The 24,955-nt window shown below is 43.0% G+C and carries 26 protein-coding genes and 1 tRNA gene; 5 read left to right on the plus strand and 22 right to left on the minus strand.

Going from position 1 to position 24,955, the window contains the following annotated elements; genetic code table 11:
- Positions 1-61 precede the first annotated feature (61 nt).
- The 20 genes from MSG37_RS00490 to MSG37_RS00585 all read right to left on the minus strand — a co-directional run bounded on the left by MSG37_RS00490 (position 62) and on the right by MSG37_RS00585 (position 19,667).
- Positions 62-1,495, minus strand: a complete 1,434-nt coding sequence (locus MSG37_RS00490) for a sigma-54 dependent transcriptional regulator (protein WP_282446536.1) — start codon at positions 1,493-1,495, stop codon at positions 62-64.
- 280 nt (positions 1,496-1,775) lie between these two features.
- On the minus strand, positions 1,776-2,186 hold the full coding sequence (gene fliS / locus MSG37_RS00495) for a flagellar export chaperone FliS (RefSeq protein WP_248468629.1): 411 nt from the start codon (positions 2,184-2,186) through the stop codon (positions 1,776-1,778).
- A gap of 6 nt (positions 2,187-2,192) precedes the next feature.
- Positions 2,193-2,513 (minus strand): hypothetical protein, encoded by a 321-nt coding sequence (locus tag MSG37_RS00500; RefSeq protein ID WP_248468630.1) that lies wholly within the window; start codon positions 2,511-2,513, stop codon positions 2,193-2,195.
- Between the two features lie 23 nt (positions 2,514-2,536).
- Entirely contained in the window at positions 2,537-3,901 is a 1,365-nt protein-coding gene (gene fliD / locus MSG37_RS00505; protein WP_248468631.1) for a flagellar filament capping protein FliD, read from the minus strand.
- Between the two features lie 35 nt (positions 3,902-3,936).
- The gene (locus tag MSG37_RS00510; protein ID WP_248468632.1) at positions 3,937-4,329 is read right to left on the minus strand and encodes a flagellar protein FlaG; all 393 of its coding nucleotides are present in this window, start codon (positions 4,327-4,329) and stop codon (positions 3,937-3,939) included.
- Between the two features lie 141 nt (positions 4,330-4,470).
- Complete coding sequence (locus tag MSG37_RS00515; RefSeq protein WP_248468633.1) at positions 4,471-5,289, minus strand: flagellin; 819 nt, start codon at positions 5,287-5,289, stop codon at positions 4,471-4,473.
- 292 nt (positions 5,290-5,581) lie between these two features.
- Positions 5,582-6,403 carry a flagellin gene (locus tag MSG37_RS00520; protein ID WP_248468634.1) on the minus strand — a complete coding sequence of 274 codons (822 nt, stop codon included), beginning with the start codon at positions 6,401-6,403 and terminating at the stop codon, positions 5,582-5,584.
- Between the two features lie 93 nt (positions 6,404-6,496).
- A complete protein-coding gene (gene flgL / locus MSG37_RS00525; protein WP_248468635.1) occupies positions 6,497-7,687 on the minus strand; it encodes a flagellar hook-associated protein FlgL in 1,191 nt (396 codons plus the stop codon).
- Between the two features lie 39 nt (positions 7,688-7,726).
- Positions 7,727-9,649, minus strand: coding sequence for a flagellar hook-associated protein FlgK (flgK, locus tag MSG37_RS00530; RefSeq protein WP_248468636.1), 1,923 nt, complete (start codon positions 9,647-9,649; stop codon positions 7,727-7,729).
- A gap of 46 nt (positions 9,650-9,695) precedes the next feature.
- A complete protein-coding gene (gene flgJ, locus MSG37_RS00535) occupies positions 9,696-10,832 on the minus strand; it encodes a flagellar assembly peptidoglycan hydrolase FlgJ (protein ID WP_248468637.1) in 1,137 nt (378 codons plus the stop codon).
- 28 nt (positions 10,833-10,860) lie between these two features.
- Positions 10,861-11,967: a flagellar basal body P-ring protein FlgI gene (locus MSG37_RS00540; RefSeq protein ID WP_248469118.1), complete on the minus strand. Its 1,107-nt coding sequence runs from the start codon at positions 11,965-11,967 to the stop codon at positions 10,861-10,863.
- Positions 11,968-12,003: 36 nt separating this feature from the next.
- A complete protein-coding gene (gene flgH, locus MSG37_RS00545; protein WP_248468638.1) occupies positions 12,004-12,678 on the minus strand; it encodes a flagellar basal body L-ring protein FlgH in 675 nt (224 codons plus the stop codon).
- A 22-nt stretch (positions 12,679-12,700) separates the two neighbouring features.
- Positions 12,701-13,489, minus strand: a complete 789-nt coding sequence (gene flgG, locus MSG37_RS00550; RefSeq protein WP_248468639.1) for a flagellar basal-body rod protein FlgG — start codon at positions 13,487-13,489, stop codon at positions 12,701-12,703.
- A gap of 10 nt (positions 13,490-13,499) precedes the next feature.
- Entirely contained in the window at positions 13,500-14,243 is a 744-nt protein-coding gene (gene flgF / locus MSG37_RS00555) for a flagellar basal-body rod protein FlgF (RefSeq protein WP_248468640.1), read from the minus strand.
- 198 nt (positions 14,244-14,441) lie between these two features.
- Complete coding sequence (gene flgE, locus MSG37_RS00560) at positions 14,442-15,803, minus strand: flagellar hook protein FlgE (protein ID WP_248468641.1); 1,362 nt, start codon at positions 15,801-15,803, stop codon at positions 14,442-14,444.
- Between the two features lie 106 nt (positions 15,804-15,909).
- Positions 15,910-16,653 (minus strand): flagellar hook assembly protein FlgD, encoded by a 744-nt coding sequence (gene flgD, locus MSG37_RS00565; RefSeq protein ID WP_248469119.1) that lies wholly within the window; start codon positions 16,651-16,653, stop codon positions 15,910-15,912.
- 109 nt (positions 16,654-16,762) lie between these two features.
- Complete coding sequence (gene flgC, locus MSG37_RS00570; protein WP_028768665.1) at positions 16,763-17,179, minus strand: flagellar basal body rod protein FlgC; 417 nt, start codon at positions 17,177-17,179, stop codon at positions 16,763-16,765.
- Positions 17,180-17,181: 2 nt separating this feature from the next.
- The gene (gene flgB / locus MSG37_RS00575) at positions 17,182-17,580 is read right to left on the minus strand and encodes a flagellar basal body rod protein FlgB (protein ID WP_248468642.1); all 399 of its coding nucleotides are present in this window, start codon (positions 17,578-17,580) and stop codon (positions 17,182-17,184) included.
- A 188-nt stretch (positions 17,581-17,768) separates the two neighbouring features.
- Entirely contained in the window at positions 17,769-18,608 is an 840-nt protein-coding gene (locus MSG37_RS00580; protein WP_248469120.1) for a protein-glutamate O-methyltransferase CheR, read from the minus strand.
- Positions 18,609-18,746: 138 nt separating this feature from the next.
- The gene (locus tag MSG37_RS00585; protein ID WP_248468643.1) at positions 18,747-19,667 is read right to left on the minus strand and encodes a chemotaxis protein CheV; all 921 of its coding nucleotides are present in this window, start codon (positions 19,665-19,667) and stop codon (positions 18,747-18,749) included.
- A gap of 191 nt (positions 19,668-19,858) precedes the next feature.
- On the opposite strand from MSG37_RS00585, the gene flgA reads away from it, so the two are divergent.
- From flgA to MSG37_RS00600, 3 genes are all read left to right on the plus strand, one after another.
- Positions 19,859-20,632 (plus strand): flagellar basal body P-ring formation chaperone FlgA, encoded by a 774-nt coding sequence (gene flgA / locus MSG37_RS00590; RefSeq protein WP_248468644.1) that lies wholly within the window; start codon positions 19,859-19,861, stop codon positions 20,630-20,632.
- A 76-nt stretch (positions 20,633-20,708) separates the two neighbouring features.
- Positions 20,709-21,026 carry a flagellar biosynthesis anti-sigma factor FlgM gene (gene flgM, locus MSG37_RS00595; protein ID WP_248468645.1) on the plus strand — a complete coding sequence of 106 codons (318 nt, stop codon included), beginning with the start codon at positions 20,709-20,711 and terminating at the stop codon, positions 21,024-21,026.
- A 36-nt stretch (positions 21,027-21,062) separates the two neighbouring features.
- Positions 21,063-21,488, plus strand: a complete 426-nt coding sequence (locus MSG37_RS00600; protein ID WP_248468646.1) for a flagellar protein FlgN — start codon at positions 21,063-21,065, stop codon at positions 21,486-21,488.
- A 209-nt stretch (positions 21,489-21,697) separates the two neighbouring features.
- On the opposite strand, the gene MSG37_RS00605 is transcribed toward MSG37_RS00600, so the two are convergent.
- A complete protein-coding gene (locus tag MSG37_RS00605) occupies positions 21,698-22,147 on the minus strand; it encodes an LPP20 family lipoprotein (protein ID WP_248468647.1) in 450 nt (149 codons plus the stop codon).
- Positions 22,148-22,765 carry a FlgO family outer membrane protein gene (locus tag MSG37_RS00610; RefSeq protein WP_248468648.1) on the minus strand — a complete coding sequence of 206 codons (618 nt, stop codon included), beginning with the start codon at positions 22,763-22,765 and terminating at the stop codon, positions 22,148-22,150.
- A gap of 671 nt (positions 22,766-23,436) precedes the next feature.
- On the opposite strand from MSG37_RS00610, the gene MSG37_RS00615 reads away from it, so the two are divergent.
- Together MSG37_RS00615 and MSG37_RS00620 are read left to right on the plus strand one after the other, a co-directional pair.
- Positions 23,437-24,606 (plus strand): flagellar assembly protein FlgT, encoded by a 1,170-nt coding sequence (locus MSG37_RS00615; RefSeq protein WP_248468649.1) that lies wholly within the window; start codon positions 23,437-23,439, stop codon positions 24,604-24,606.
- Positions 24,607-24,832: 226 nt separating this feature from the next.
- Positions 24,833-24,908: transfer RNA gene (locus MSG37_RS00620), tRNA-Arg, on the plus strand.
- Positions 24,909-24,955 lie beyond the last annotated feature (47 nt).

Below are 24,955 nucleotides of genomic sequence, written 5' to 3' on the forward strand. Positions count from 1 at the left end.
AAAAGCGGTTATATCTAGGATATAACCGCTTTCATTAATTCTTGGTGTTAAATATGATTAACTAATCTTTGCTTAACCCGTATTTACGCATTTTCTCAACTAAGGTTGTTCGGCGAATACCAAGCATCTCAGCTGCTCGTGCGACCACATTATCTTGTTGGTCTAATGCTTGTCTAATCATATCGATTTCAAGCTCTGCCAACAGATCTTTTAGGTTAACACCCTCTGGTGGTAACTCACTTGGGAAACGTGTTTCTGGGATCTCAATCGGCTCTTCATCATTAAAGATTGAAGCCAATGCATCGCGCTCAAGTTGCTCTTCACTCACCTCAACACAGTACTCAGGCACATCGATATGTCGGTACTTAATCGGCAGATCATTCACATCAACGAGTCCGCCCGGATAAAGAATAGTGAGTCGCTCAACTAAGTTTGATAGTTCACGTACGTTACCTGACCAAGCATGCTCTTTAAGTGATTCAATGGCCCGCTGAGTAAAACGAACTCTGCCACGACCTTCGTTATATACGCGGCTGACAAGCTCTTGTAGCAGCAGCGGTATATCTTCTTTACGCTCACATAGCGCTGGCATTTCAATTGGGAATACGTTTAAGCGATAATACAGATCTTCCCTGAACTCGCCTTGCTCGATCATGCTCTCTAGATCTCTATGAGTTGCAGCAACAACTCGCACATCAGCTGCAATAGATTTACTGCCACCAACACGCTCGAACATGCGCTCTTGCAATACACGTAATAATTTTACTTGCATCTGCAATGGCATATCACCAATTTCGTCAAGGAACAAAGTGCCCTTTTCAGCTAATTCAAAGCGACCTTTACGGGCACTAATTGCGCCTGTAAAAGAGCCTTTCTCATGGCCAAAGAGTTCACTTTCTAATAATTCTGGAGGAATTGCGCCACAGTTTACAGGGATAAAAGGTCCATCGCGGCGATCTGAAATATAATGAATATTTCGAGCAACTACCTCTTTACCAGTGCCTGATTGCCCTAAGATTAATACAGTCGCTTCAGAGCTTGCCACTTGATTAATCAAGTGACGCACGTTTGCGATACCTTCACTGCGGCCTACTAAGCTTCTAAACAGTTTAGTTTGATTCGCACTCGTTGGCGTTTCAGGGCGTTTAACTTGGCCATAAACTTGGCAGAAATGAAGTAACTCGGTCAATTGCGGATAGTTTAATGGCTCCTCAATAACACCTAGCACATTAGACGCTTTGACATCGCTAGCATCACCAAGCAGTAATATTGGCTGCCACGGAAGCGCGCCAGTCAATGACTGAATGAGTTCTGGAGTTTGATTTTCAGACGGCAAAACAATCGCACGAAAGCGCGTCTGCTTAGTGTAAACGTCAAGTTTATCAAAATCGATCAACTCAACTTGCTCACCTAAAAATTCAAATACACATGACAAGCGATTAATTCGCTCAGACTGGTTACCGACCAGTAGAATTCGTTGATCTGTTTGCATCATTCCGAAGGCCGTTAGGCTCAAATATTTCAGCGCATTAATTATTAGTGTTGGTTGCTTTTTTTCAAGCTTATTTTTCAAGCCGATAGTTATTCAAAATACTTACAAAATTAACTACCGATAGGAATAGTGTATTATCAGCCCGCCATAAGCAAGCCCCTGATGAGCTTTATGAGAAACTCACTTGTTTTTCGCTTAAAAAGTCTTCACTGATGGTGACTGTTTGTCACCTTTTTGACAGATGACAAAAAGGAGGCTATCAAACCTCCCTTTTTAGTTACTTTTATATCGCACTCGCGTGTGAATCAATGTGATGTTGCTCAGGCGGAATCGCGTCCCAGCCTTCTTTAATTGTTCTGATGATACTACTTACATCGTCAAGCGCTTGCACATCATTATTCAAGTTAGCTTCAGAGATCCGGCGCAACATAAAATCGTACAAATCGCTTAAATTTTTCGATACCTCACCAGGCGCTTCCATATTCAAGCTGTTATTTAAACCGGTAATAATGCCGATGGCCTTACCGATAAATATCCCTTTATTAGCAAGATCATTATTTTCAATTGCATAACGGCTTTGAGCAATACGTTGCAATGCACCATCAAACATCATTTGAATGATTCGGTGTGGCGATGCTACAGCGATTTCACTTTCTAGCGATACTTTACGATATGACTGGAGAGAACTTCTCATTTAAACCTACCTATTTGAATCTATCGTCTTGTAGACATTTAACTGGCGTTTATTTTTACGTCCCACATGCAGCAATGCTTGCCTATGCTCTTTTATCATCAATGCTTTAGCTTCAAACGATTGTGTCATTTGTAGCTGCTGCTTTAACTCAGCTGCATTCGCTGCAGTGGCATGTTCAAAAACACTGGTGAGTAAAAGTTGACGTTTGCCTACAAGTTCCTGCAAGTATGATACCAACTCATCAGTCGCCTCATCTTCTGCAGGTATCTGATTGAGTTTATTTAAAATGGCCTCAATCTCTGTGTTTAATTGGTTTAACTGCTCCATACTCTTCTCCCCTCGCTTACCGTTTACTGACTAATCACGCCGGGAAGAGAGTTTAACCTGTCAGTTAAACCTGCGCTTTGTTGATTGAGTTGACCTACAAGCAGGTCCATAGCATTAAATTGCTTGAACAAACGCGCTTCAAGCATTTCCATCTTCAAACTAAAAGCTTCACGTTGATCATCAAGACGTTGCTGATCATTGGTTAAGGCATTATTGCGGCTATCGATTAAGCCGCCGGATTTCACATAGCCTTCAACTAAATTGTCTAAGCCAACCGCAATACCCGAGTCTTTTTTGGTGAAAAGCCCCTCGATCGCGCCCATATCCTCAGCAATCATCTTGTCTAGCTTTTCGTCATTGATAGACATCTTGCCATATCGATCTGTCTCAATACCGATATCATATAGCGCTAAAGTTTCGCCATCGACATCAACACGGTTACTGATCATATTACGCATTTGTGATTCGATTGAACGGATCATGGAGTCGCCCTGCAGCGCAGCAGCTTCCTCTTTCTCCATGTCGTAGCTTGATAACTTATTAATTGACTCTGTTAAGGTGTTATAGGCATCGACAAAGCCTTTGATGTTTTCTTTAACGGCTTCATTATCTTGCTCAATCTTCAACGTTGAAGTCTTATTGAGATCGGCATCGGTTAATGAAAGCGTCACACCGGTAATGGCATTTTCAACGTCATTGCTTTGCGAAGTCACTTTTTGACCGTCTATATGCACAATAGCATTTTGTGCAACTTGCAAAGTCTCTAGGTTACTACCACCAAACATATCACTTAAGCCAGAGCCAATAGTATCAGTGGCTGTAACGCTAACCTGATTGTCTGTGCCAGTTTCATCAGAGCTAAAAACTAATCGACTACCACCATCGCTTTTAATAATCGTTGCAGTAACGCCAGAGTTGTCCGCTGAATCATTCACTTTTTGGGCAATAGCCTCTAGTGAATCACCCGCTTCAATATCAACCGAAAACGCTTTGCCATTCACTTCTAAATCGAGTTTACCTTGCCCGACTGCGGCTGTTGGGTCGACAACATTTGCGCCAGCGACTTTGTGAGCTGTAGCCAGTTGCTCAACTTTAATTTGATAGCTACCAACTTGCGCATTTTTGTCAGCAGTAGCTGTAAAGTAAGGGCTGTCTCCTGTTGAAACTGAGCGGATATTTAACGAGTTAGGATCACTTAATTTCTCAAGCGCATCTTGGAATGTCGACAACTGACTTTTTAAGGTGCCAATCGCGGATACTTTAGCCTCTATCGTGGCTTCTGTTTTGTCAAAAATTGCTTCTTTAGGTACTTTTTCGGCATCAACTAATACCCCAACAATAGTATTAATATCAAGGCCGGAGCCTATACCGGTTGCTGTTAATGCCATTTTTGCCCCCTAGACAAAATTTAATTGACGTTCGACTACGCTTCAGTCTTAAGCAAGAATCCCGCCACTTCAGCAAGTTTCTGTGCTAGTTCTAACGCTTCTTCATTAGGTATTTGCCGGATCACATCGCCAGAGGCTACGTCCATCACACTGACTACGCTCTGACCTGAGTCTTCATCAACTCTAAATGCTAAGCCTTTGCGCATTAGCGACATCATATCATTGAGTTCATCCGTCACGTCAGTCAACGCTTCAGAGTCCAGCTCTTTGGCTTGTGCAGCATCAGCCTCTTGCAAAGCCGCATCTTTTGCCAGCGCTGTAACTTGCTGTGCCTTTTGCGCCTGAGTTGCTTGTTCTGCTTCGGTTATTGCAGCTTTACCATCAACATTGACCATTGACGAGTTCGCTGCAACTACACTTACATCCATTGTCATACTCCACCTCCATAGCTATTTGAAGTTATCTACCTCAGCTTATATCGCTAAACAGTAGAAACAACAAAGGGAGATCCGCAATGAATCCCCCTTTATACTACTTGTCAATCTTGACTCTCACTTGGAGAGTTAAAATTAAAGAAGAGACAAAGCAACTTGTGGTAATTGGTTTGCTTGAGCAAGCATCGCAGAACCCGTTTGTTGCAGTACTTGGTTCTTCGTCATTGCAGCAGTTTCTTTAGCGAAATCCACATCAACGATACGACTCTTAGCATCAGCAACGTTTGCTTGAGTATTAGCACTGTTACTAATGTTGTGTGATAGACGGTTTTGCATCGCACCTAGCTCTGCACGCTGACTATCGATGTTTTTAATCGCATCGTCAAGCTTACCAATTGCAGCATTACGGCCAGCAGAAGTCGTTACATCTAATGTTCCAACAGAAAGTGTTGTTGCGTTAGTTGCTTTAACAGTAATAGTGATATCTTCACCTTCTTGGTGACCAACTTGGAAATCTTTACCACCAGAGAAACCACCAGTCATCAACTTGGTGTTACCAAATGCTGTTGTATCACCGATTGAGGTGATCTCTGTCGCTAACTGATCCATCTCTTCTTTGATGGCTGTTAGGTCGTCGGCACTGTTTGCACCGTTTTCAGATTGAATTGCCAAGTCACGCATACGTTGAAGCATGTTTGTTTGCTCTTGCATTGCACCTTCTGAAATTTGTGCAATAGAGATAGCATCATTAGCGTTACGCATACCAACATCAAGACCACGAACCTGTGAATCTAGACGGTTAGAAATAGCTAGACCCGCAGCGTCATCTTTCGCACTGTTAATGCGAAGACCACTTGATAAACGCTCCATTGATGTAGCCAAGTTTTGGCTAGAAGCATTCAAGTTCTTTTGCGCTTTCATAGAAGTCACGTTTGTATTTACTGTAATAGCCATAATTTGTTTCCTCTTTAATACCTGGCTTTAAAACTTGCCTGTCTATTTACGCCAGGCGGGTCTATTGGGTTACAGTAACTTTAACGGCAGCCATTTTTTATTCTTTAGGCTTTTTTTATAAAAAAATGCACTTTTCAAACAGAAACATAAAAAACTCATAAAAAACAATAACAAAAAATGTTTATAACCTTTAATGCATATAAAAACAAAGTCCACATTAGCTGTCATCTGCTAATGTGGACTAGTTTGTATCTTCATAATCGGCTTATGAAATAATAAGCTTATTAAGCTGTTAGCCTAACAACGATAATGCTACTTGCGGCAACTGGTTAGCCTGCGCAAGCATAGAACTACCCGTTTGTTGTAACACTTGGTTCTTAGTCATCTCTGCTGTTTCTTTGGCAAAGTCAACATCTACTATTCGGCTTTTCGCATCGGCAACGTTAGCTTGCGTGTTAGCACTGTTACTGATGTTGTGGGACAAACGGTTTTGTACCGCACCTAATTCAGCGCGTTGAGTATCAATACTCTTAATCGCGGCATCAATTTGCCCGATTGCAGTGTCGCGACCTGCAGATGTTGTCACATCAAGACCTGTCACCGACAATGATGTAGCATTAGTCTCTTTTACCGTTACAGTAACATCTTCACCATCTTGATGGCCAACTTGGAAACTTTTACCACCTGAGAAATCACCGGTTAACAGCTTAGTATTACCAAAAGCTGTACTATCACCAATAGCCGTGATCTCGGTAACTAGCTGATCCATTTCTTCTTTGATCGCAGTTAAATCATCAGCGCTGTTTGCACCGTTTTCAGATTGAATCGCCAAGTCACGCATACGTTGCAACATGTTAGTTTGTTCTTGCATCGCACCTTCTGAGATTTGTGCGATAGAGATAGCATCGTTTGCGTTACGCATACCCACTTCAAGACCACGAACCTGAGAATTTAGGCGGTTAGAAATTGCCAAACCAGCGGCATCGTCTTTTGCACTGTTAATGCGAAGACCACTCGATAAGCGCTCCATTGATGTTGCAAGACCTTGGCTTGAAGCATTAAGGTTCTTCTGCGCTTTCATTGATGTAACGTTGGTATTAACGGTAATAGCCATTGTGATTTCCCTTATCTAAATTTACCGCCAAGACTTCAGGCTTGGCTAATTTCGGTTAATTTGAATTCTAATTATTTAGGTGGTGCGTCTTATTTATATGTAATCAAACAATGACACTGTACCGACCTTAGTAAAAACGCTTGATGCGGCATTTAAAGCTTGCTGTTGCTGCTCTAATTGCGTTATCGCCTCGGCGTAATCTAAATCTTCCAACATAGATAAAGCCGAGTTATTCACAATTTTTTCTTCTTCATGGGTTGCTGCGTAACTGTCTAAGCTTTTTAAGCTATTACCAGCTTCGCCTCGGGCAACATCCAGTTGGTTCATTCCACTGTCGATATTATTCAACATTTGTGCCAACTCTGATTTACCAGCCGGCGTATTCACCTTATTTGGGTCTTCAATCAGTGCAATAGCACTGCTAATGGTATCGAGCAAACTCACCTCTGGCTTGTGTTCTAGCGTAAATGAGTCTCCTGCTGCAGGCTTGCCATCTAATTTAACTTCCATACCGTTAAAGGACACTGGGTTACTCGGGTCAAAAGCCGTCACCGTTGTGAGGACAGCATTAGACGAATCTCTGACTTCTAAATCATTGCCATTCATCGTAAAAGTGAACGTATCTGGGGTATGTGTCGCAGGATCTGTCACTTTTGCGCTTTCAACAGTAAATTCGCCAGTTTGGCTGGCCAAATAATTGACGCTATAGTCACCTAAGCCATTAGCGGCATTCATAAAAGCCTTGTCGCCAGGAATATTGGCCCCAATCGTTGTGCCCGACGCCACAACCGTCTCTCTGACACCACTATCACCGTGGTAAATCGCATTGCCACTAGCGTCCAATGTGAAAGGTTGAGTGCCAGTATTAAACCCACCAAACAGATAATTACCCGACTCATCTTTACTATTGGCAATGGTCATTAGCTCATCGAGTGTGCCGCGCAGTTCATCGGCAACAGTTTGCCGATCACTGTCAGTCAATGTGCCGTTTACCGCCCTAAGCACTTGTTCTCTCGCACTGCTGGCTAATGTTGATGCGCTACCTAATTTACTTTCAGTAATCGATAAGCGGTTTTTGGCGTAATCAATATTCTTGATAAATTGATCAACAACGGCATTTTGTTGGTTGAGATTACCTATGCCAGCTGCTGCGACAGGATCATCACCGGCTGTATTGACTCGTTTACCGGTAGATAACTGCTCAATGATTTGGCTAGTTTGCGACTGCTTATTAGTCACACTATTAATATTTTGATGAAACATTTGTGCGGTTGAAATTCGCATGGTGTTCGTTCCTAATCCTTGCTCTCGCCGTTAACTGAATTAACGCAGTGAGCTAAATAGTGTGTTAAATATCTCATTGGCTGTAGTCATGATCCGTGCCGATGCCTGATAAGATTGCTGAAAACGCATTAAGTTAGCAGCTTCTTCATCTAGGTTTACCCCAGAAACACTTTGAATACGGGTATACGCTTGGTTATAAATGGCTTCAGCAGAGCCAACTGAAATCTCTGCCGATTTTGCCTTACTGCCAACCGACAATGTCGTATCTTCAAACACATCACTTAACGTGGTTTTGCCGCCATTCATTAGTTTGGCTTCATTGAGCTTTGCCATATTGACCATATTGCTGTTATCACCTTCAGCAAAAGACAAATCAAAAGTGAAACGCTCTTTAGAGGTGGCTGTAGAATCAACTTCAATGGTAAAACCATGACTACTGATACTTGGCGGTGTATAAGGCGCCGCTGCACCTAGCGATGTGCCGTCAACATCAAACACTTCATAAGTCGGCGGCGTTGCAGAAGGATCAATTTCAAATGTAAGCTCTGCTCCCTTTGTTGGAAAGTTAGCGGCATTACGGTCATCAATACTCACGAGTTTGACTTCTGTATTTCCTGAGTTGCTCACATCGGCAGTAATTTTTGTCGCTGCGGCAGCAATACCTTTAGGATCGGTCATTGCAACAGAAAGTGAAGATGCGGCGCCAGCTGTTGGTCTGATTTCAAACGTGTCGCCCGATGCCATCGCGCCAGCATTAATATTGATGCTAAAACCATCAGCGCCTTCAAGCTTATTTCCGTTAAGCGTAAGCGGCGTAACATTGCCGCTGGCGGAATCCTTTAACTCGTAAGTAGAAGGGGCGGTAAATTTAAGCTCATAACTGCTACCAGTTAAATCACCCGCATTGTCTATATTGACACTTAGTGCCGCTGTACCAGTATTGCTTGATAATGCGCCAACACGGCCTATTTGCATTGCGGGATCATTAATATCAGTAAAAATGTTAGCGCCAACCTGACCATTTAAATCTATACCTTGTGCCTGCGCTTGGTTAAATGCATCACTAATGCCCAGCGCGAATTGCCCTAATTCCATTTGTGATGGGATCAGCGTGTCGTCACGATAATTAACTAAAGCACCTAATTGACCACCCATCTTTGATGCGTCAATGGTCATACTCTGACCGCCCGATTGCGCGGTGATCTGCAGCTCATTTGGGTAAGGGTCTCCTTGAGAAGTACCCAATTGCATCGACATTTCGCCAGAAACTAGCATTACTGAGCCGCCAAGCATGACGCTTTTAGCACCAGACTCTAAAGGTACAACGTTAACCGAACCATACTCGCTAAGCTCCAAAATAAGCGCATCTTGCTTATCGAGTAACTGCATGTCTTGGCCTTGCGACTTCATCAACTCACGGTTGATATTGCCAAGTTCTGTACTTATCTCATTGATGCGATCTGTCACTGCTGAGATTTGATCGTTAGTTTGAGTCATCTGGCCATCAAGATGACTTTGCATTTGATTAACGCTGCTTGCTAACTGCTTAGCACTAGTAAGAAAAGAGTCGCGCATACCGATGTCATCAGGAATATCTGCTAATGCGTTCATGCTAGCAAAGAAGTCATTTAACCCTTGGGGTACCGCTTTACCTAACTGCGAAAACAACTGATCAAGCTCACTCATCTTAGTGAATGTTGTTTGCGACTCACTGACAGCCGTTGAGCCGATCCGCAGCTCGCGCGCCGCATAGTCGTTGTACACGCGCTTAACGTCAGATACATAAGTACCTGCACCATAAAAATCATTACCAACACGCTGAGAATCAAGAGTCGATTGCGAAACAACTTGGCGGTTATAACCAGCAGTATTTGCGTTAGCAATGTTATTACTGGTAATGGCAAGTTGTGATTGCGAAGCCAGCACGCCCGTACGAGCGATATTCATTAAATCTAAAGACATAATTACTGACTCCCTAAATCAAGAGGATGAACAATTTGTGTTTGCATTATTTAACCCCTTGTAAGACATCTTTAAAATCTCGAGTAATGGTTTGCATTACTTGAATAACTTTATCTGCGTATTTCGGATCGGTTGCATAACCCGCTTCTTGCAAAGAACGAATAAAAGCCTGTGGATTTGCAGCTTGTTTTAACGCTTCTTGGTAGCGCTCGCCATTACCGACAAAATCAACAAAGTCATTAAAGCTTTGGCCAATATCCTCATACACTCGGAAATTTGCTCGCTGTTTAACCGCTATACCTTGCTCGTATTCCAGCGTGTTAACAGAGGCATGCTCACCCTGCCAACGGCTATCGGCTTTAATATTGAATAAGTTGTTACTTTGCTGACCTTGCTGGCCCTTAACCATTTTTTGCCCCCAGCCAGTTTCAAGTGCAGACTGAGCAATCAATACTTCAGGTGTAGTACCTAGATCTTTTGCCGCTTTTTCAGCATGAGGATACAAACGCGAAACAAACTCTTGTTGGCTAGTGAAATTTGCCTGAGACTTGTCAGCATCGACTGCCGCTGACGGCAATACTTTGCCACTTAACAATGAATCTAAGGTATCGGTCTGTTTTGCTGAAAATAAACCGTGATTAGCAGCCACGGCATGATTCGAGCCCGCTGTAATTGGATTATTTGGCTGATTAACTTGCTGCGCTGTGATTTGGTTGGCAGCACTCATTAACCCGGCTTCTGTAGTCATATTATTTAAACTTACAGTGCGCAATGCTGGCATCTGCATTACATCTGCAGTATCCATGGTTAATGCCGCTGCTTTAGAGCCGGCATTGATATCACCGCGCAGTACTGAGGCTGGCGTCATTGGGCTGTTAGCAGGGTCAAGCTGTTGCACCATAAGATCAGCTAAACCCAACATGCCCTCGCCTGACAAGTTTACCGACATCTGCTGATCATGCATCTGTTCATAAAACTTGGTGTACTGGCTATTCATAGGGCTGTCTGATTCAAAGATAGCATTAGCGTCACGCATGCTTTGCATCAGCATTTGCACGAAGATCCCTTCAAACTGCTGAGCAACTTCTTTTAACGCACTGGTTTCATCTTTTTGTGCTCTGGATCTTAATGAGTCCAAGCCTCCAAGATCCAGAAATTGCGATGCGTTCGACAGCTTTTCCATGACACCTTTCCAATAAAACTGACAATATTTAGATAATTATCAGTTCACCATGCAAAGCTCCTGCCATCTTTAACGCTTCTAGAATAGCAAGTACATCTGAAGGGGCAGCCCCGACCAAGTTAACCGCACGAACTAGCTCGTCTAGCGTGGTTCCAGGGTTAAACATAAACATGCGGCTATCTTGTTCTGCTACATCAACTGTGCTGTCGGTAGTGACCACAGTTTGACCGTTACCAAACGGGTTTGGCTGAGAAACCTGAGTCGCTTCAGCAATCGTCACCGTTAAGCCACCATGGGTTACTGCTGCTGGCAATAATTTGACGTTCTGGCCAACAACAATCGTACCAGTACGAGAATTAACAATGACTTTTGCAGACTCAGATGCAGGTTCTACTTCAATATTTTCAAGCGTGGCTAAAAACGATACCCGTTGTGATACATCACGCGGCGCACTCACCTGCACAGAAGCCGCATCAAGTGGTCTTGCCATACCAGGGCCAAGTAGATCGTTAATCGCATCAGCTAAGCGTTTTGCCGTAGAGAAATCGGCGCGGCGTAAGTTAAAGGTTAAGTGATCGCCGGTTGAAAATGGCGTTGCCACAGTGCGCTCAATAATCGCACCATTGGGAATACGACCAACGGTTGGGGTGTTTTGAATTACCTTAGAGCCGTCCATACCTTCAGCACTAAAACCACTGACAACCATGCTACCTTGAGCAATTGCGTACACATTACCGTCGACACCTTTTAAGAAGGTTTGAAGCAAAGTGCCGCCTCGTAAACTTTTGGCTTCACCAAGGCTTGATACGGTGACGTCTAAGGTTTGACCCGGCTTAATAAACGGTGGCATATCAGCGCTCACAGCTACTACCGCGACGTTTTTAATCTTAGGTTGAAAATTGTCTGGCAAGTTAATGCCAAAGTTTTTCAACATGGTTTTAAACGTTTGCTGGGTGTAGCGAGTCTTTTCACCCGTACCCGGCAAACCAACCACTAAACCATAACCAATAAGTTGGTTACTACGTACCCCTTGTACGTTGGCGATGTCTTTAATGCGCTGCGCTTTTACCGGCGTACTTAACGCAAAAGTCGATAAAGCCAGCACCATACATAGCAAAACCAATTTAAATTTCATCATCCTAAATCCTTAACTCTAGCGCGTTGCTAACACCTAGAATGGCCACCAGCTACCCATAAAGAACGAAGCTAACCAACCCACTTTTTGCACTTCAGCAAATGTACCTGTACCACTGTATTGAATGCGGGCATTGGCGACTCGTTGCGAGTCAATGGTGTTATCAGGGCGGATGTCTTGAGCGCGTACAATACCTGTGATGCGCACAAATTCATCGCCATTGTTAATACTGATCCACTTTTCACCACGAATGACTAAGTTACCGTTATTCAGCACTTGCATTACGTTGGCAGAAATACTGCCAGACAAACTATTACTTTGGTCAGCATCAGACTCACGCTTAGTATTCATGCTGTCTTTGTAACGCAAATCAATGGGATTACCGCCAATGGTCACATTGCCGCCACCAGCATAAATGGGATCTAGTGACAGGTCGGTACCTTTAGAGATCTCGTTGTTAGCACTCTTTTTAGCCTGAGTTTGCTCCATTAAATACACAGTAATAATGTCGCCTACTTTAAGCGCTTTAATGTCTGAATACAGGCTAGACGCTTGGCTATCTTGATACATAGAGCCCGTGGCTGCGATTTTGGTCGGCGGCGCTTCTGGATAAACAGGCGCATAATAAGGATCGTCAGCAATTGGTTTTCCGTTGGTTGAATTACAACCAGAGATCACCGCAATCAAGGCAAACACCAACAAATGCTTCATAGTTAAAGCCTCTTAAAAATGCTTAAAGATTCTGGTTTACGTAAGACAACATCTGGTCAACGGCCGAGATAACTTTTGAGTTCATCTCATAAATACGCTGACTTTCAATTAAGTTAACAAGCTCTTCGGTCACGTTAACGTTTGAGGTTTCAAGTGCGCCTTGACGAATAGCGCCCATACCATCAAGCGAAGCCGTGCCTTGAATAGGTGTACCACTGGCTCCAGTTTCTAGATAAAGGTTCTGTCCCATAGGATCGAGTCCTGACGGATTAATAAAATCAGAAATAGCTAACTGGCCAACAACTTGGTTTTCAGCGTTACCCGGTGTTTTGACTGACACTTCACCTTCAGCAGAAACCGTAATGCTAGTTGCATCATCAGGAATCGTAATCGCAGGCTGAACCACATAACCCGAGCCAGGAGTTACTATTTGCCCAGTATCATCTAAGCTAAACTGACCATTACGGGTATATGCCGCTGTACCGTCTGGTAATTGCACCTCAAAAAATCCAGGCCCTTCAACCATTAAATCTAACGAGTTATCAGTAGTTAGCATATTGCCTTGAGTAAACATCTCTTGGGTAGCAACCACTTTAGTACCCGCACCAATACTTAAACCGTTTGGTAACTTAGTGTTTGATGCGCTAATACCACCAGCTTGATTAACGTTTTGATAAAGCAAATCTTCAAAGACTGCGCGGCTTTTCTTAAAACCTACAGTGCTGGCGTTAGCCACGTTATTTGAAATAACAGAAATATCGGTTTGCTGAGCGTCTAAACCAGTCTTACTTATCCATAAAGCGGGATGCATAGTATCTCTCCTAGCTTATGCGCATTAGGGCAGAAGATGCGCGGTCGTTCTCTTCTGCGGTTTTCATCATTTTCACTTGCATCTCGAACTGACGTTGCAGGTCAATCATAGATACCATTTCATGTACTGCATTAACGTTGCTGCCTTCAACAGCCCCGCTTAATAACCCTACACTAGGATCGGCTGGTGCATTCTCACCAGACATAAGACGAAATAAACCGTCTTCTCCACGCATTAGGTTTTGATTACCCGGATTAACCAGTTTGATCCGAGCAACCTCTTCAATCACTTCAGCTGTAGCGCCAGATGGACGAACTGACACTATGCCGTCTTGAGAGATCTCAACTTTTTCAATTGGCAGTGGCAACACAATTGGGCCATTGTCGCCCATCACAGCTGTGCCTCTGTCATTACGCAATACGCCAGTATTATCAAAGCGTAAGCTGCCAGAGCGGGTATAAGCTTCACCGCCATTTTCAGCTTGCACAGCAATCCAGCCATCGCCCTTAACTGCAATATCTAAATCACGGCCAGTCGTTTTAATTGGACCACTAGCAAAATTAGCTGACGGAGTTTCAGTCATTGAAAAAACGCGTGTAGGTAAGCCTTCACCAAAGGCCTGCATAGAGCGCGCCTGAGCGAGATCGGCCTTAAAGCCATCGGTATTCGCATTGGCCAAATTATTGGCACTGACAGCCAATGAATTCATATTCTGTTTTGCGCCGCTCATTGCGACATAGAGCAATTTGTCCACTTAACACTCCGTCAAACTTCCGTCTAAACAATAGCAAAGCAAACATCGTGCCAAAGAGTCTTGGTGAGTAAGTTAAGATTTAAGCAAGGTGAGATTAGTCTGAGGTGGTTATTAAATGTTTTATAAGGTCAAAAGCGGTAGAAAGAGGAAACACGTTGCCTTTGCGGCAACGTGTTTTTGCTTAATTGCCGTTAAAAATTAACGGATCTGCAGGATAGATTGCTGCAAGGTATTATTCACTTCAAGAGTACGAGAGTTAGCCTGGAAGTTACGCTGCGCAGAAATCAAATCCACCAGCTCAGTGGTCAAGTCTACGTTCGATTGCTCAAGTGCTGATGAACGAATACTACCAAAGGTGCCGCTATTCGCCTCACCCGCCAATGCAGGGCCAGAATCTAAACTGGCTTTCCAAGACGTATTACCCGCTTGTGTTAGTCCTTGCTCGTTAGCAAAGCCAACCAAAGCTACACGCGCTAATGGCACAGTAGAGCCATTACTGTAACTTGCATTGATAAGACCGTCAGCGCCTACTTCAACGTTGGTTAGGCGACCAACTGTGGTACCGTCTTGAGTTAACTCAGTTACTTCAAATGGTGAAGCAAACTGAGTTGGATTATTAAAGTTTAGCGTCAATTTTTGACTGCCATCTGCGCCAGGACCTAATACGTTCGCGCCACCAACGCCTAAGGCTTCAGTTGTAATAACCGCAGGGTCGCTGCCTTCATAACCACCTGTAGCATTAAATGACACTGCAGCGCCTTTCCAGCCAGCTGCGTTTTCAGCTTTAGCCGTTGAGTCCGCAACACCATCACCAGTAGTGTCTGTTGCGTATTCACCTGATGCAGGATCAACATCAACAGGCTTACCATCAACTGCATAAAACGCTACCCAGTTACTCTCATTGTTATGAGCCGCATTAGGTGGACGAACAAAATATGAGGTTAAAATATGTGGCTCACCGAGTGAGTCATAAATCGTCACAGAAGTCGAATTGTTAAAGGTTTCTGGATCATCAGGGTCAAACGCCGCAGGATCGAGTGTCCCCTCACCGGCATTCAGGTTCATCTGAATACCCACATTGTCAGTTTTAACTGGGCTACCTGCAGTGTCAGGAATTTGCACCGGCTTAGTTGTAGTTAAACTCACTGAAGTCGAATTACCCTCTTTATCCACTGGGAATGTTTGTAGGTAATTACCGGCCGAATCTACGATGTAGTTATTCGAGTCGAACTTAAATGCGCCCGCACGAGTATATGAGTGATCTTGTGAACCAATTTCTGATGAGGTTACAAAGAATCCACCGCCATTAATTGCCATATCAAGTGAGTTATTAGTAAATTGCATACTGCCCTGATGGAACTGCTGGGCAACTTGACTTGTTGTAACACCGCCACCCACTGCCGTTTTACTATTTGAAAAAATAGAGTTGGCATACACATCAGCAAATTCAGCACGAGACTCTTTAAAACCTGTGGTATTAACGTTCGCGATATTGTTTGCTGTTGTATTTAGATCTTTTTGCGCTGATGAAATCCCGCTCAATGCAATATTAAATGACATGATTCACCCCAGTCCTTATGTAATTCTATTTTGAAGCGTTGCAAGCTCACTGTGCAGCGCTGCGTAATTAATTTGCCGCTAACTTTTTTATGCTAACTTTTCGCAATTAGGTTTCAGATACAGCGAGTACATCACTGATCTTAATGCCGCCAACACCACGTAGATTCAAAATCGCACCGGTTGCAGCAGTACCTAACGAAACGCTGGTAACATGGGCGTAAGTTGACACAGGCAATTCTTCACTCGTACCATCAACTTTACCGCTAGCTTTAAAGGTGTAATTCCCCTCAGCAACTGGCTCACCATTCTTATCTAAACCGTCCCAGCTAACATCAATGTTGCCACCCGCGCTACCATCAACGGTGTAAGTGTCAACGAGCTGACCTTTTTCATCTTCAATACGCACTGTGATTGAATCGACTGGTTCAGGCGTACTAATGATGCCCTTCATACTGGTATCTTCCGCAGAGATATGCGCAGTATCTGATGGGATAAGCACCTTTTGCCCAACAAGACCCGATGCTTGCAACGCCTGACTAGAGCTGGTTAACGCATTAAGGTTAACAATCTCTTCGTTCAGCTTAGTAATACCATCTACCGTTGAAAACGACGCCATCTGCTGGATCATCTGATCGTTTTCAACTGGCTTAAATGGATCCTGCATTGATAACTGCTGACTCAAAAGTGCAAAGAAGTCTTCTTGGGTCAACTCTTGGTTGTTAGGCTCCGGTACTGCGCTTTCTTCAGGTAAGCGCAATCCGTCAAGAAATGGATTACCTGTCGATGTTTGTTCAGTATTAGTCGCTGCAGCCACGTTACTTTGCGTTGTTTGGGCTGTTTGCGGCGAAATAGGATTACTCTGAGGAGAGATCCCACCAACTTGGGTTGCCCCTGGCGCTGCCGATGTTCCGCCAAGCGGATTAATAAGGCTCAAAATTTACCTCCAGCTTTCACTGAGTTTATTTGCCTATTCTAAGAGTCTGCTGAAGCATTGATTTTGCAGCTTCAGTGACTTGTACGTTCATTTGATAAGAGCGAGAAGCCGAGATCATATTCGCCATTTCCTCCATAACATTGACATTAGGCTTATAAATAAAGCCATCGGTGTCGGCCATTGGGTGATCTGGCGCAAATTCTTTATTAAGTGGCAAGTCGCTTTCAACAATGCCCTTAACGGCAACAGATGCAGACGCACTTTGATGTTGCTGTGCCTTGCTCATCTCGGCTTCAAAAATTGGGTGACGGGCGCGGTATGTCTCTCCAACACTACTTGAGACTGAATCAGCGTTAGCAATATTACTGGCCGTAGTGTTCAAGCGCACAGACTGAGCTGACATACCTGAACCTGCTACATTAAAAATATTAAATAAGCTCATAATTAATCGCCTCTAATCGCTTTTTTCATACCGGAGAACTTCCCGTCTAAAAAGCCTAATGACATTTGATACTCTAGTGCGTTTTGCATAAACGCTGATTGCTCTTGCTGAATATCCACAGTATTACCGTCACCTGTATCGGGTTGATTTGGTACGCGATAACTCACATGCTGCTGGCTTAGCGCTGCTAAATCAAAATGTTTACTATCACTTTTAGCCATAGTTAAACCCGATTGCTTTGACTGCGCTGCGGTCATGGCTTTAGCAAAATCAACATCACGAGCTTTATAGTTTGGCGTATCGGCGTTAGCTATATTTGAAGACAAAACTTCAGCACGTTGAGAACGGATCCCCAAAGTGTGTTGATGAACACCTAATGCTTTATCAAAACTAATCGCCATAAAATTGCCTCCTAAGCTCCATTGCTAAATTAAAGCAATACTTGTGCCAAAAAATTAGCTGGATAAACGATTTATGATTTTTAGAGGGTAATTGCGAGAAGTTAAGGACGGTATAGATAAAAAAGGTCACAAACAAGATGCAAAAAACGCGTCATAATAGACGCGTTTATTTTAGTTAAAGCCGCTCACTAGCTGCGCTTTTGGTAATAGATGCCAGGATTGCAGCGCACCATATCAAATTCATCAGACAGGCCAGCAATAGACTCTGATGCCCCCAAGAACAAAATGCCGTTAGGGTTTAGTGCGGCAGCAAATTGCCGCAAAATCTTCCGCTTTGCCTCTGGAGAGAAATAGATCAATACATTACGGCAAAAGATAATGTCGAACTTGCCAAGTAAGGTGTAACTTTCAAGTAAGTTATGGGCTCTAAAGTTAACTAATCGTTTTACATTAGGCTTAACCACCATATTACCCGATGGTAACGCATCAAAAAACTGACGCTTACGCTCATCAGACAAACCGCGCCCAAGAGCTAAATTATCGTATTCAGCATTTTTACAACGCTCTAGCATTGATGGCGATAAGTCAGTCGCTAGAATACTTGCGCTACTTGGCAAGCTACCAGGTTTACGCTGCTGATGTTCTAACACGCTCATTGCTAAAGAATAAGGCTCTTGACCAGATGAACAAGCTGCCGACCATATTTTAACTGGGCGACCTAAGCGGTTAAAAGTTGGCAAAATTGAGTTACTTAATAACTCGAAAGGATAGCGGTCACGAAACCACAAGGTTTCGTTAGTGGTCATGGCATCAATCACCTCTGTACGCAATTGACGTTCAGTAGGTTTCATTGAGTGTTTAACCACATCAGATAAAGACGGTAAGTTATACTTACCCATTAATGGTGCTAAGCGGCTACGCACTAAATACTGCTTATTTTCTCCCAGCACAATACCGCTATGCTGCTCCAAGAATAATCGAAACTGATTGTACTCATTCTCAGCGAGAGATTTATTTGACACGCTTATATCCTAATTAAATAAAATAAACCGCATTGGCACTATCGCCGATGTATCTGCAATAGCCAAAAACGAACGCAGCGTTATACCTCAGCGGGGAGAGAAACACAAGTCAACCACAGTGCCCTCGCCCCCAAGTAACCGAGATTACAGACTTAAGTGCTTGTTTACGGCCGCTGCTAATTCGTCTGGGTTAAATTTAGCGATAAAGTCATTAGCACCAACCTTCTGCACCATGGCTTGGTTAAAGACACCACTTAATGACGTATGCAGCACCACTTTTATATTCTTAAGCTTAGGATCATCACGGATTTCAGCAGTTAAGGTATAGCCATCCATTTCTGGCATTTCAATATCTGAAATAATCAGTGGGATCTCTGTTGAAACATCGTCTAGCTCAGCGGAAATTGCCCTTAGCTTATCTAGCGCTTCTTTACCGTCTTTAGCGGTATCGATTTGTAGATCAAGTGACGTTAATGCGCGAATGATTTGCTTACGAGCAACCGATGAATCGTCGATAACCATAATATGATAATGCTTATCTCTATCAATCGTTAACGCTTCATCAAGCTCTTTACTGGTATTAGTGTTTACAGGAGAGATCTCATCAAGGATTTTCTCAACATCTAAAATCTCAACCAATTCGTTATCAATTTCAGTTACCGCTGTTAGGTAAGAAAACTTACCAGCCCCTTGAGGCGGAGGCATAATCGCTTCCCAGTTCATATTAATGATGCGCTCAACAGAGCTCACCAAGAAGCCTTGGATACTGCGGTTATATTCAGAAATAATAATGAAACTGTTTTCGATGTTCTCTATTGGGCGGCCACCTGTTGCCGCACTTAAATCAATGACTGAAATAGTCATGCCGCGAACATGTGCTACGCCACGAACTTTAGAGTTAAGCTTAGGCAAGTTAGTTAAGGGCGGGCACTGTAGCACTTCTTTTACTTTAAACACGTTAATGCCGAATCGTTGGCGTCCATTAAGCTTAAATAACAATAACTCTAGGCGGTTTTGCCCAACCAATTGAGTTCGTTTGTTTACTGATTCAAGAATATTCGACATACAATTTTTTGCCTTGTTACCTATTTATATAGGTTTATATCTGTTTCATTTGATAATGTTACGCAAATACACCTTTTGCTATGTAATACAGGTGATATTTGCTACTGCAGTATTCGGCACACAACTTGCTTAATGATGGTCAATGAGCTAGCACGACAATCTAATGACGCTCACAATATATAAGGATAACAATGACTGCTGCCCCAAAAATTACACCATACAGAAGCATTCTAGCGAATCAAGCAATTGCATTCATTAGGAATTTGTACTTTGGGTTAGTTTTAATCGCGATTTTGTTATCTGCTCGTACATATGCAGTCGAGCCAGCAAGTATCCCTTCTATATCGACCTTATCTCGATTAGCTATAGCTGCTGTTGAAGAAAAAATTCAAGCGCCTGAAAAAGCCAAAATTCAGATCACTCCACAAAGCCTCGACACCCGAGTCAATTTGCCAAACTGCTACCCACCAATCACGGCTGAAATTGCCAGTAATCGTGATATCAAGCGCACTAATACAGTCAAAATCAGCTGTAATAGCCCGGATTTAAGTTACCCGTGGCAAATATTCCTATCCGTTAGGGCTGATATCCTTTACCCCGTAGTTGTGGCTAAATCGACAATGGGACCCGGTGATTTACTCTCAGAGAGCGATCTAGCAATAGAATACATAGACCAAACGAGCTTACGTGGTCACCAATTTGAAGACTTGTCTGAAGTGGTAGGTGCTAGACTAAAAAGGCGAGTGGTACCTGGGCAGCCAATTTTTGAAAATCAGCTATGTATTATCTGTAAAGGTGATAGCGTTTCTATTTATGCCCGCTCAGACAACTTTGTGATTAAAACCGTCGGCGAAGCCCTTCATGATGGCAATGTTGGCGATAAAATTAGAATTAAGAACAGCCACTCTCATAAAAGCCTTGATGCACAAGTCACTGCCGTTGGCCAAGTTGAAGTAAGAATGTAAAATAAGCCTAAAGTAATCAATCATGCTGCCGATAGCATGTGTAAGAAACTCTTTTTATAAAATGTTGGATCTCAAAATGGCTATTGATATTAAACAAGTAAACCCTCATGCCAATTCTCGAATTGGCACAGGGACAAGCGCAAAAGGAACGCCCGCACAAACGGCTCCAGCTAGCGCAGCACCGACGCCTCAAAAAAGCGATTCAGTGTCTATTACAGCTCAAGCTCAACAAATTCAAAACGTGCAAACGAAGATGGCCGATATGCCCGATGTTGATCAAAACAAAATAAATGAAATTAAGGCTGCAATTGCTGAAGGGCGTTACAAAATCGATCCTGATAAGCTTGCATCTAACATTGCTAACTTTGAAAATGAGCTTAAAGACTTAAGCTAGTTTTAGCGGCAAACATGACTAATTGAGCAAGGCAATATGACAAATCTATCTCAACTTCTTAGCTCGCAACACCAAGTGTTGACTGAGCTAAACGCAGTGATAAGCCAAGAAAAGCAGGCATTGCATGAGCAAAAAGCCGATGCTTTGCTAGCGCTTGCCAGCACCAAGGCAAACTTACTCAGTAGCCTAAAGCACAATGATGAGATGATTGCAGCGCAACCTGACCTTGACTTACTTAAAACCGATGCCGAGCTAATTGCACAAGTGAGCAGTGCTAAAGCTTTGTTAGCGCAATGCCAACAGCTTAATGCTGAAAACGAATCATTAATCGAATTAAGTTTAGCCAGCTTGAATCGGTTCTCACAAGCTTTGCAAGTCAGTAGAAATGCATCGAGCTTGACCTATGATGGCAAAGGTAAAACCTCGAGTATTTCAACTTTAGGTAATAACCTGCAAGCGTAAAACTGAGGCTGTTGAGAAGGACGCTTCGCTACTAGGACGTGACTACGTCACTTCGAGGGCGTCGCGTTGCGACTTCTAAATCCTAAGTAAAAGTTAATACCAATCAGTATAAGAATGTCTGTCTTTGTCTTTGCTTGTGTTTTTCCTAGCACCTAGAAGGACGAAGTCCACCCTAGGTCCTCGAAGTGAGCTTGCGAACGCCCTATCTCTTAAAAATACGTAACTTGCTTTACTCGCTGCGAACGGTGTTGCTGTTGATAGAGCGCCCATACTTGTTCGAAATCTAGCTCTAACTCAGTCACATAATGCTCACCTGCTGGGTAGCTTTTTACGACTTTAGCACCGCGAATAATCCCTGACACTGACGCCTGAACCTCATCAGCGGTCAACATCCAATCACTCACTTGGCTATTAGCGCTTAACTGCTGCCCATAAACTTGCTCTGCAAGTTCACGGTAAGCGGCAATTTTTGATGCCTGCATTGCCATTAACACTCGTTGAGATTGCTCTGTAGCAGGTTGAACATCAAGTGATGCATAACCTATGGCAGTTAACTTAGGAAATGATTTTGGCGCTTCAGTTTCATACTGAACATAACGGTCTTGAGCTGCACAGCCCGCTAGCATTAACGCAAAGCAAACACATAACATCGCTTTCATTTATTTATCTCCCACAACCGTTACTGTTTGCGCTGCCTGAGCATTTCGATATAAAAGTCCATGAGCTGAAACAACGGTTTCTGAAGGCTTTATATAGTCATTCATGGCTGTTGAATTAATAAAGCCCTGCGCAGCTGACACTACTCTATTGTTCGTCACATTCACTATACGGCTATTAATCGCCATACCCGCGCTTGATAAACTCATCGTAGTAACAACCGCATGTTCAACCGCAAGATCAGCCGGTAATTGCTGCCAATCTCGAGTTAAAATGAAATCTCCGCTTGGTGTCACTCTTAGCGCTTCAGCAACATTAGTATCCACTAGATTAAACTGCTTTTGATGCATTGCAGCAATCAAACCTTGTTGCAGTTGCAAACCAAGTGCATTGGTTGTTTGTAAATCATCTAATAGTACTGGTGTTGTAACAATTATCGGCTGATCTGGACGTAGACTATCGTTTTGTAATGTCAAACTGTTTACTATTTGCTGTGAGATAGTATTAACAGCACTGGTTTGCGGTAAACTACTGTTCTCTAATTGTTGTGCCTCATCCTGTGACATTGTTTGACAACCTAAGGCAAACAGCACAGGTAAACAAATCATAGTTTTATACATACTTTCTTACGCCTTTTTGTAGCGCCAATAGTCATAGCTATTCACTGCAAATAGAAAACCTAAACAAAAAGCCAACCAAGGTTGCTAGCGTCTGCTCAAGTCTGAGTTTCACTCTATATGCTGTTATCGGCAGCAATCCAAATAACTTTATTGGTTTTGTATTTCATCTACGCCCCTTGGCTTTCGCGACTATTTCTAGAAAATCCTCAGCCTGTAGCTAGCAAAGTGATGTGAGCGTGTATTATACCAATCAGTATAAGAATTTGATCAGCTCAGAACGATTTTTGGCAATCTAATTCAAGACGAATAACTGAAAGAATGGTTGCTCCCTTGTGAAGTTATTTAACGCAGAAGTAGGCAGCCAAAAACGTTCCAGAATGGCGAGTTTTAGCGATTCTGATGCTGTGACTCTTAACAAACAAAGAGGGAACTTGAACCTAGTTCAACTATGCTCTTCATTCGTTGCGAGCTGCATGGATGCCGCGAATGTCATTAAAGCAGGAGCACTTAATGACCTTGCCTCAAAACCGCTAAACTCTCGCTGAGTGACTAAATGTTTATACTGATTGGTATTACAGGCACAAAATTTGCTTAACCATTGGAATGAGGCGCTAGTGTCAGATAAGCGACGTTTGCCCCAAAAGAATTGGCTTTAACTATTGGAAGCAGAGATGAGATCAACGCTATATTCACTTACCATTTTTTTATGCTTAACAGCATCAAGCATAATACCCACAGCAGAAGCCAAGTGGATCTCTGTGACAGGTCAAGCTGAGATAATTAATAACGATGTAGCGCAAGCACGTGAAGATGCCATTCATCAGGCGGTAAGTTATGCCACTTTAAAATCTGGAGCTCAATTTACAAGCCAGCAAACAGTCAATAATGGCCAACTTATCGATGACTCATTTACCCTTGCCCATGAGGCCCAAAGCCAAAACGTCGAACTGATTTCTGAGCAAATTGATAGTAATGTACTGACAGTCAATATCAGACTCGATTTAATCGAACCTATCGAGTCAACCTGTCGCCTTGGAGACTTAAAGGCCGCAATCTTAATTCCGCAATCACTGATCAAAGATCGCACCCAGTTAAGATACGGCAATTTGGGCTTGTTCGAACAAAACTTATCTGAGCGCTTAGCCGAGACGTTAACTCAACAATCTAATACAGGCTTTCCGTTAGTGCATGCCAATGAGCGTCTAGATATTGCGCAGGAGTTAGTGGATGTTCGCGGCTATAGACTGCCAACTTGGCTAGGTGAAATAACCGATAGCCAATATATTCTATTGCCTGAAATCATTGATATTTCAACCGAGCCATTTACTAGCACGCTAGGCCTGTGGGATAACGACCCACTACGTACGTTCCAAATCCGCGTTTCACTATTTCATGCTATTAGCGGCGAAAAAATCTGGAGCCAACAATACAGAGAAACTGCCGAGTGGGAATTTAAACGTCAGCAAACCGTGAACTCAAATAGCGAACTATTTTGGCAATCCGAATATGGTGAAGCTATTGACCAAGTGCTCACGCAAGTTAGCCATGACATTGATGAAAATCTAAATTGCCGACCGCTACTCGGGCAAGTGGTATCTAGGCAGGGCGATAGAATTATCATTAACCTCGGGCGCCAGCATGGCGTTAGAGTTGGTGATAAATTACAGATTGTTTTACAGCAAAACATGCCTGACAGATTAGATAATATGCGTGCAGTGGCCAGTAAGAGCAGAGCAAGCATCACTATTGACCAAGTGAGTCAGCAAAGCGCAACCGCTGAACTTGAAGGCATAGCGGCATCACTTAATGTACAACTTAGTGATTTAGCCATAAAAATGTAATCTAAAAATACAATGATTAAGCGCATAGTTATCGAATAACCTCATAAATATGCGCTCAAGAGTCCATAAACTCACAAAAGAGGCAATATGAAGTTGATAAAAATCGCCATAGGATGAATCATTCTTTTTAAAAAACACGGCTAACGAACATTAATTAAGCAATTAAATTTAAAGAGTTTTCATCTGGCCTTTTCATCTAAGTCAAAACCAGTATAATCGACATCGTCTCCCTATAGCTCAACAGGATAGAGCAGTCGCCTCCTAAGCGATCGATCGGGGTTCGAGTCCCTGTGGGGAGACCATATACATGCCTTTGTATATGCATTTAGTGATTATCAGCCAGATCTCG

This window comes from Shewanella sp. 1CM18E, from assembly GCF_023161665.1.
GTDB lineage: Bacteria > Pseudomonadota > Gammaproteobacteria > Enterobacterales > Shewanellaceae > Shewanella.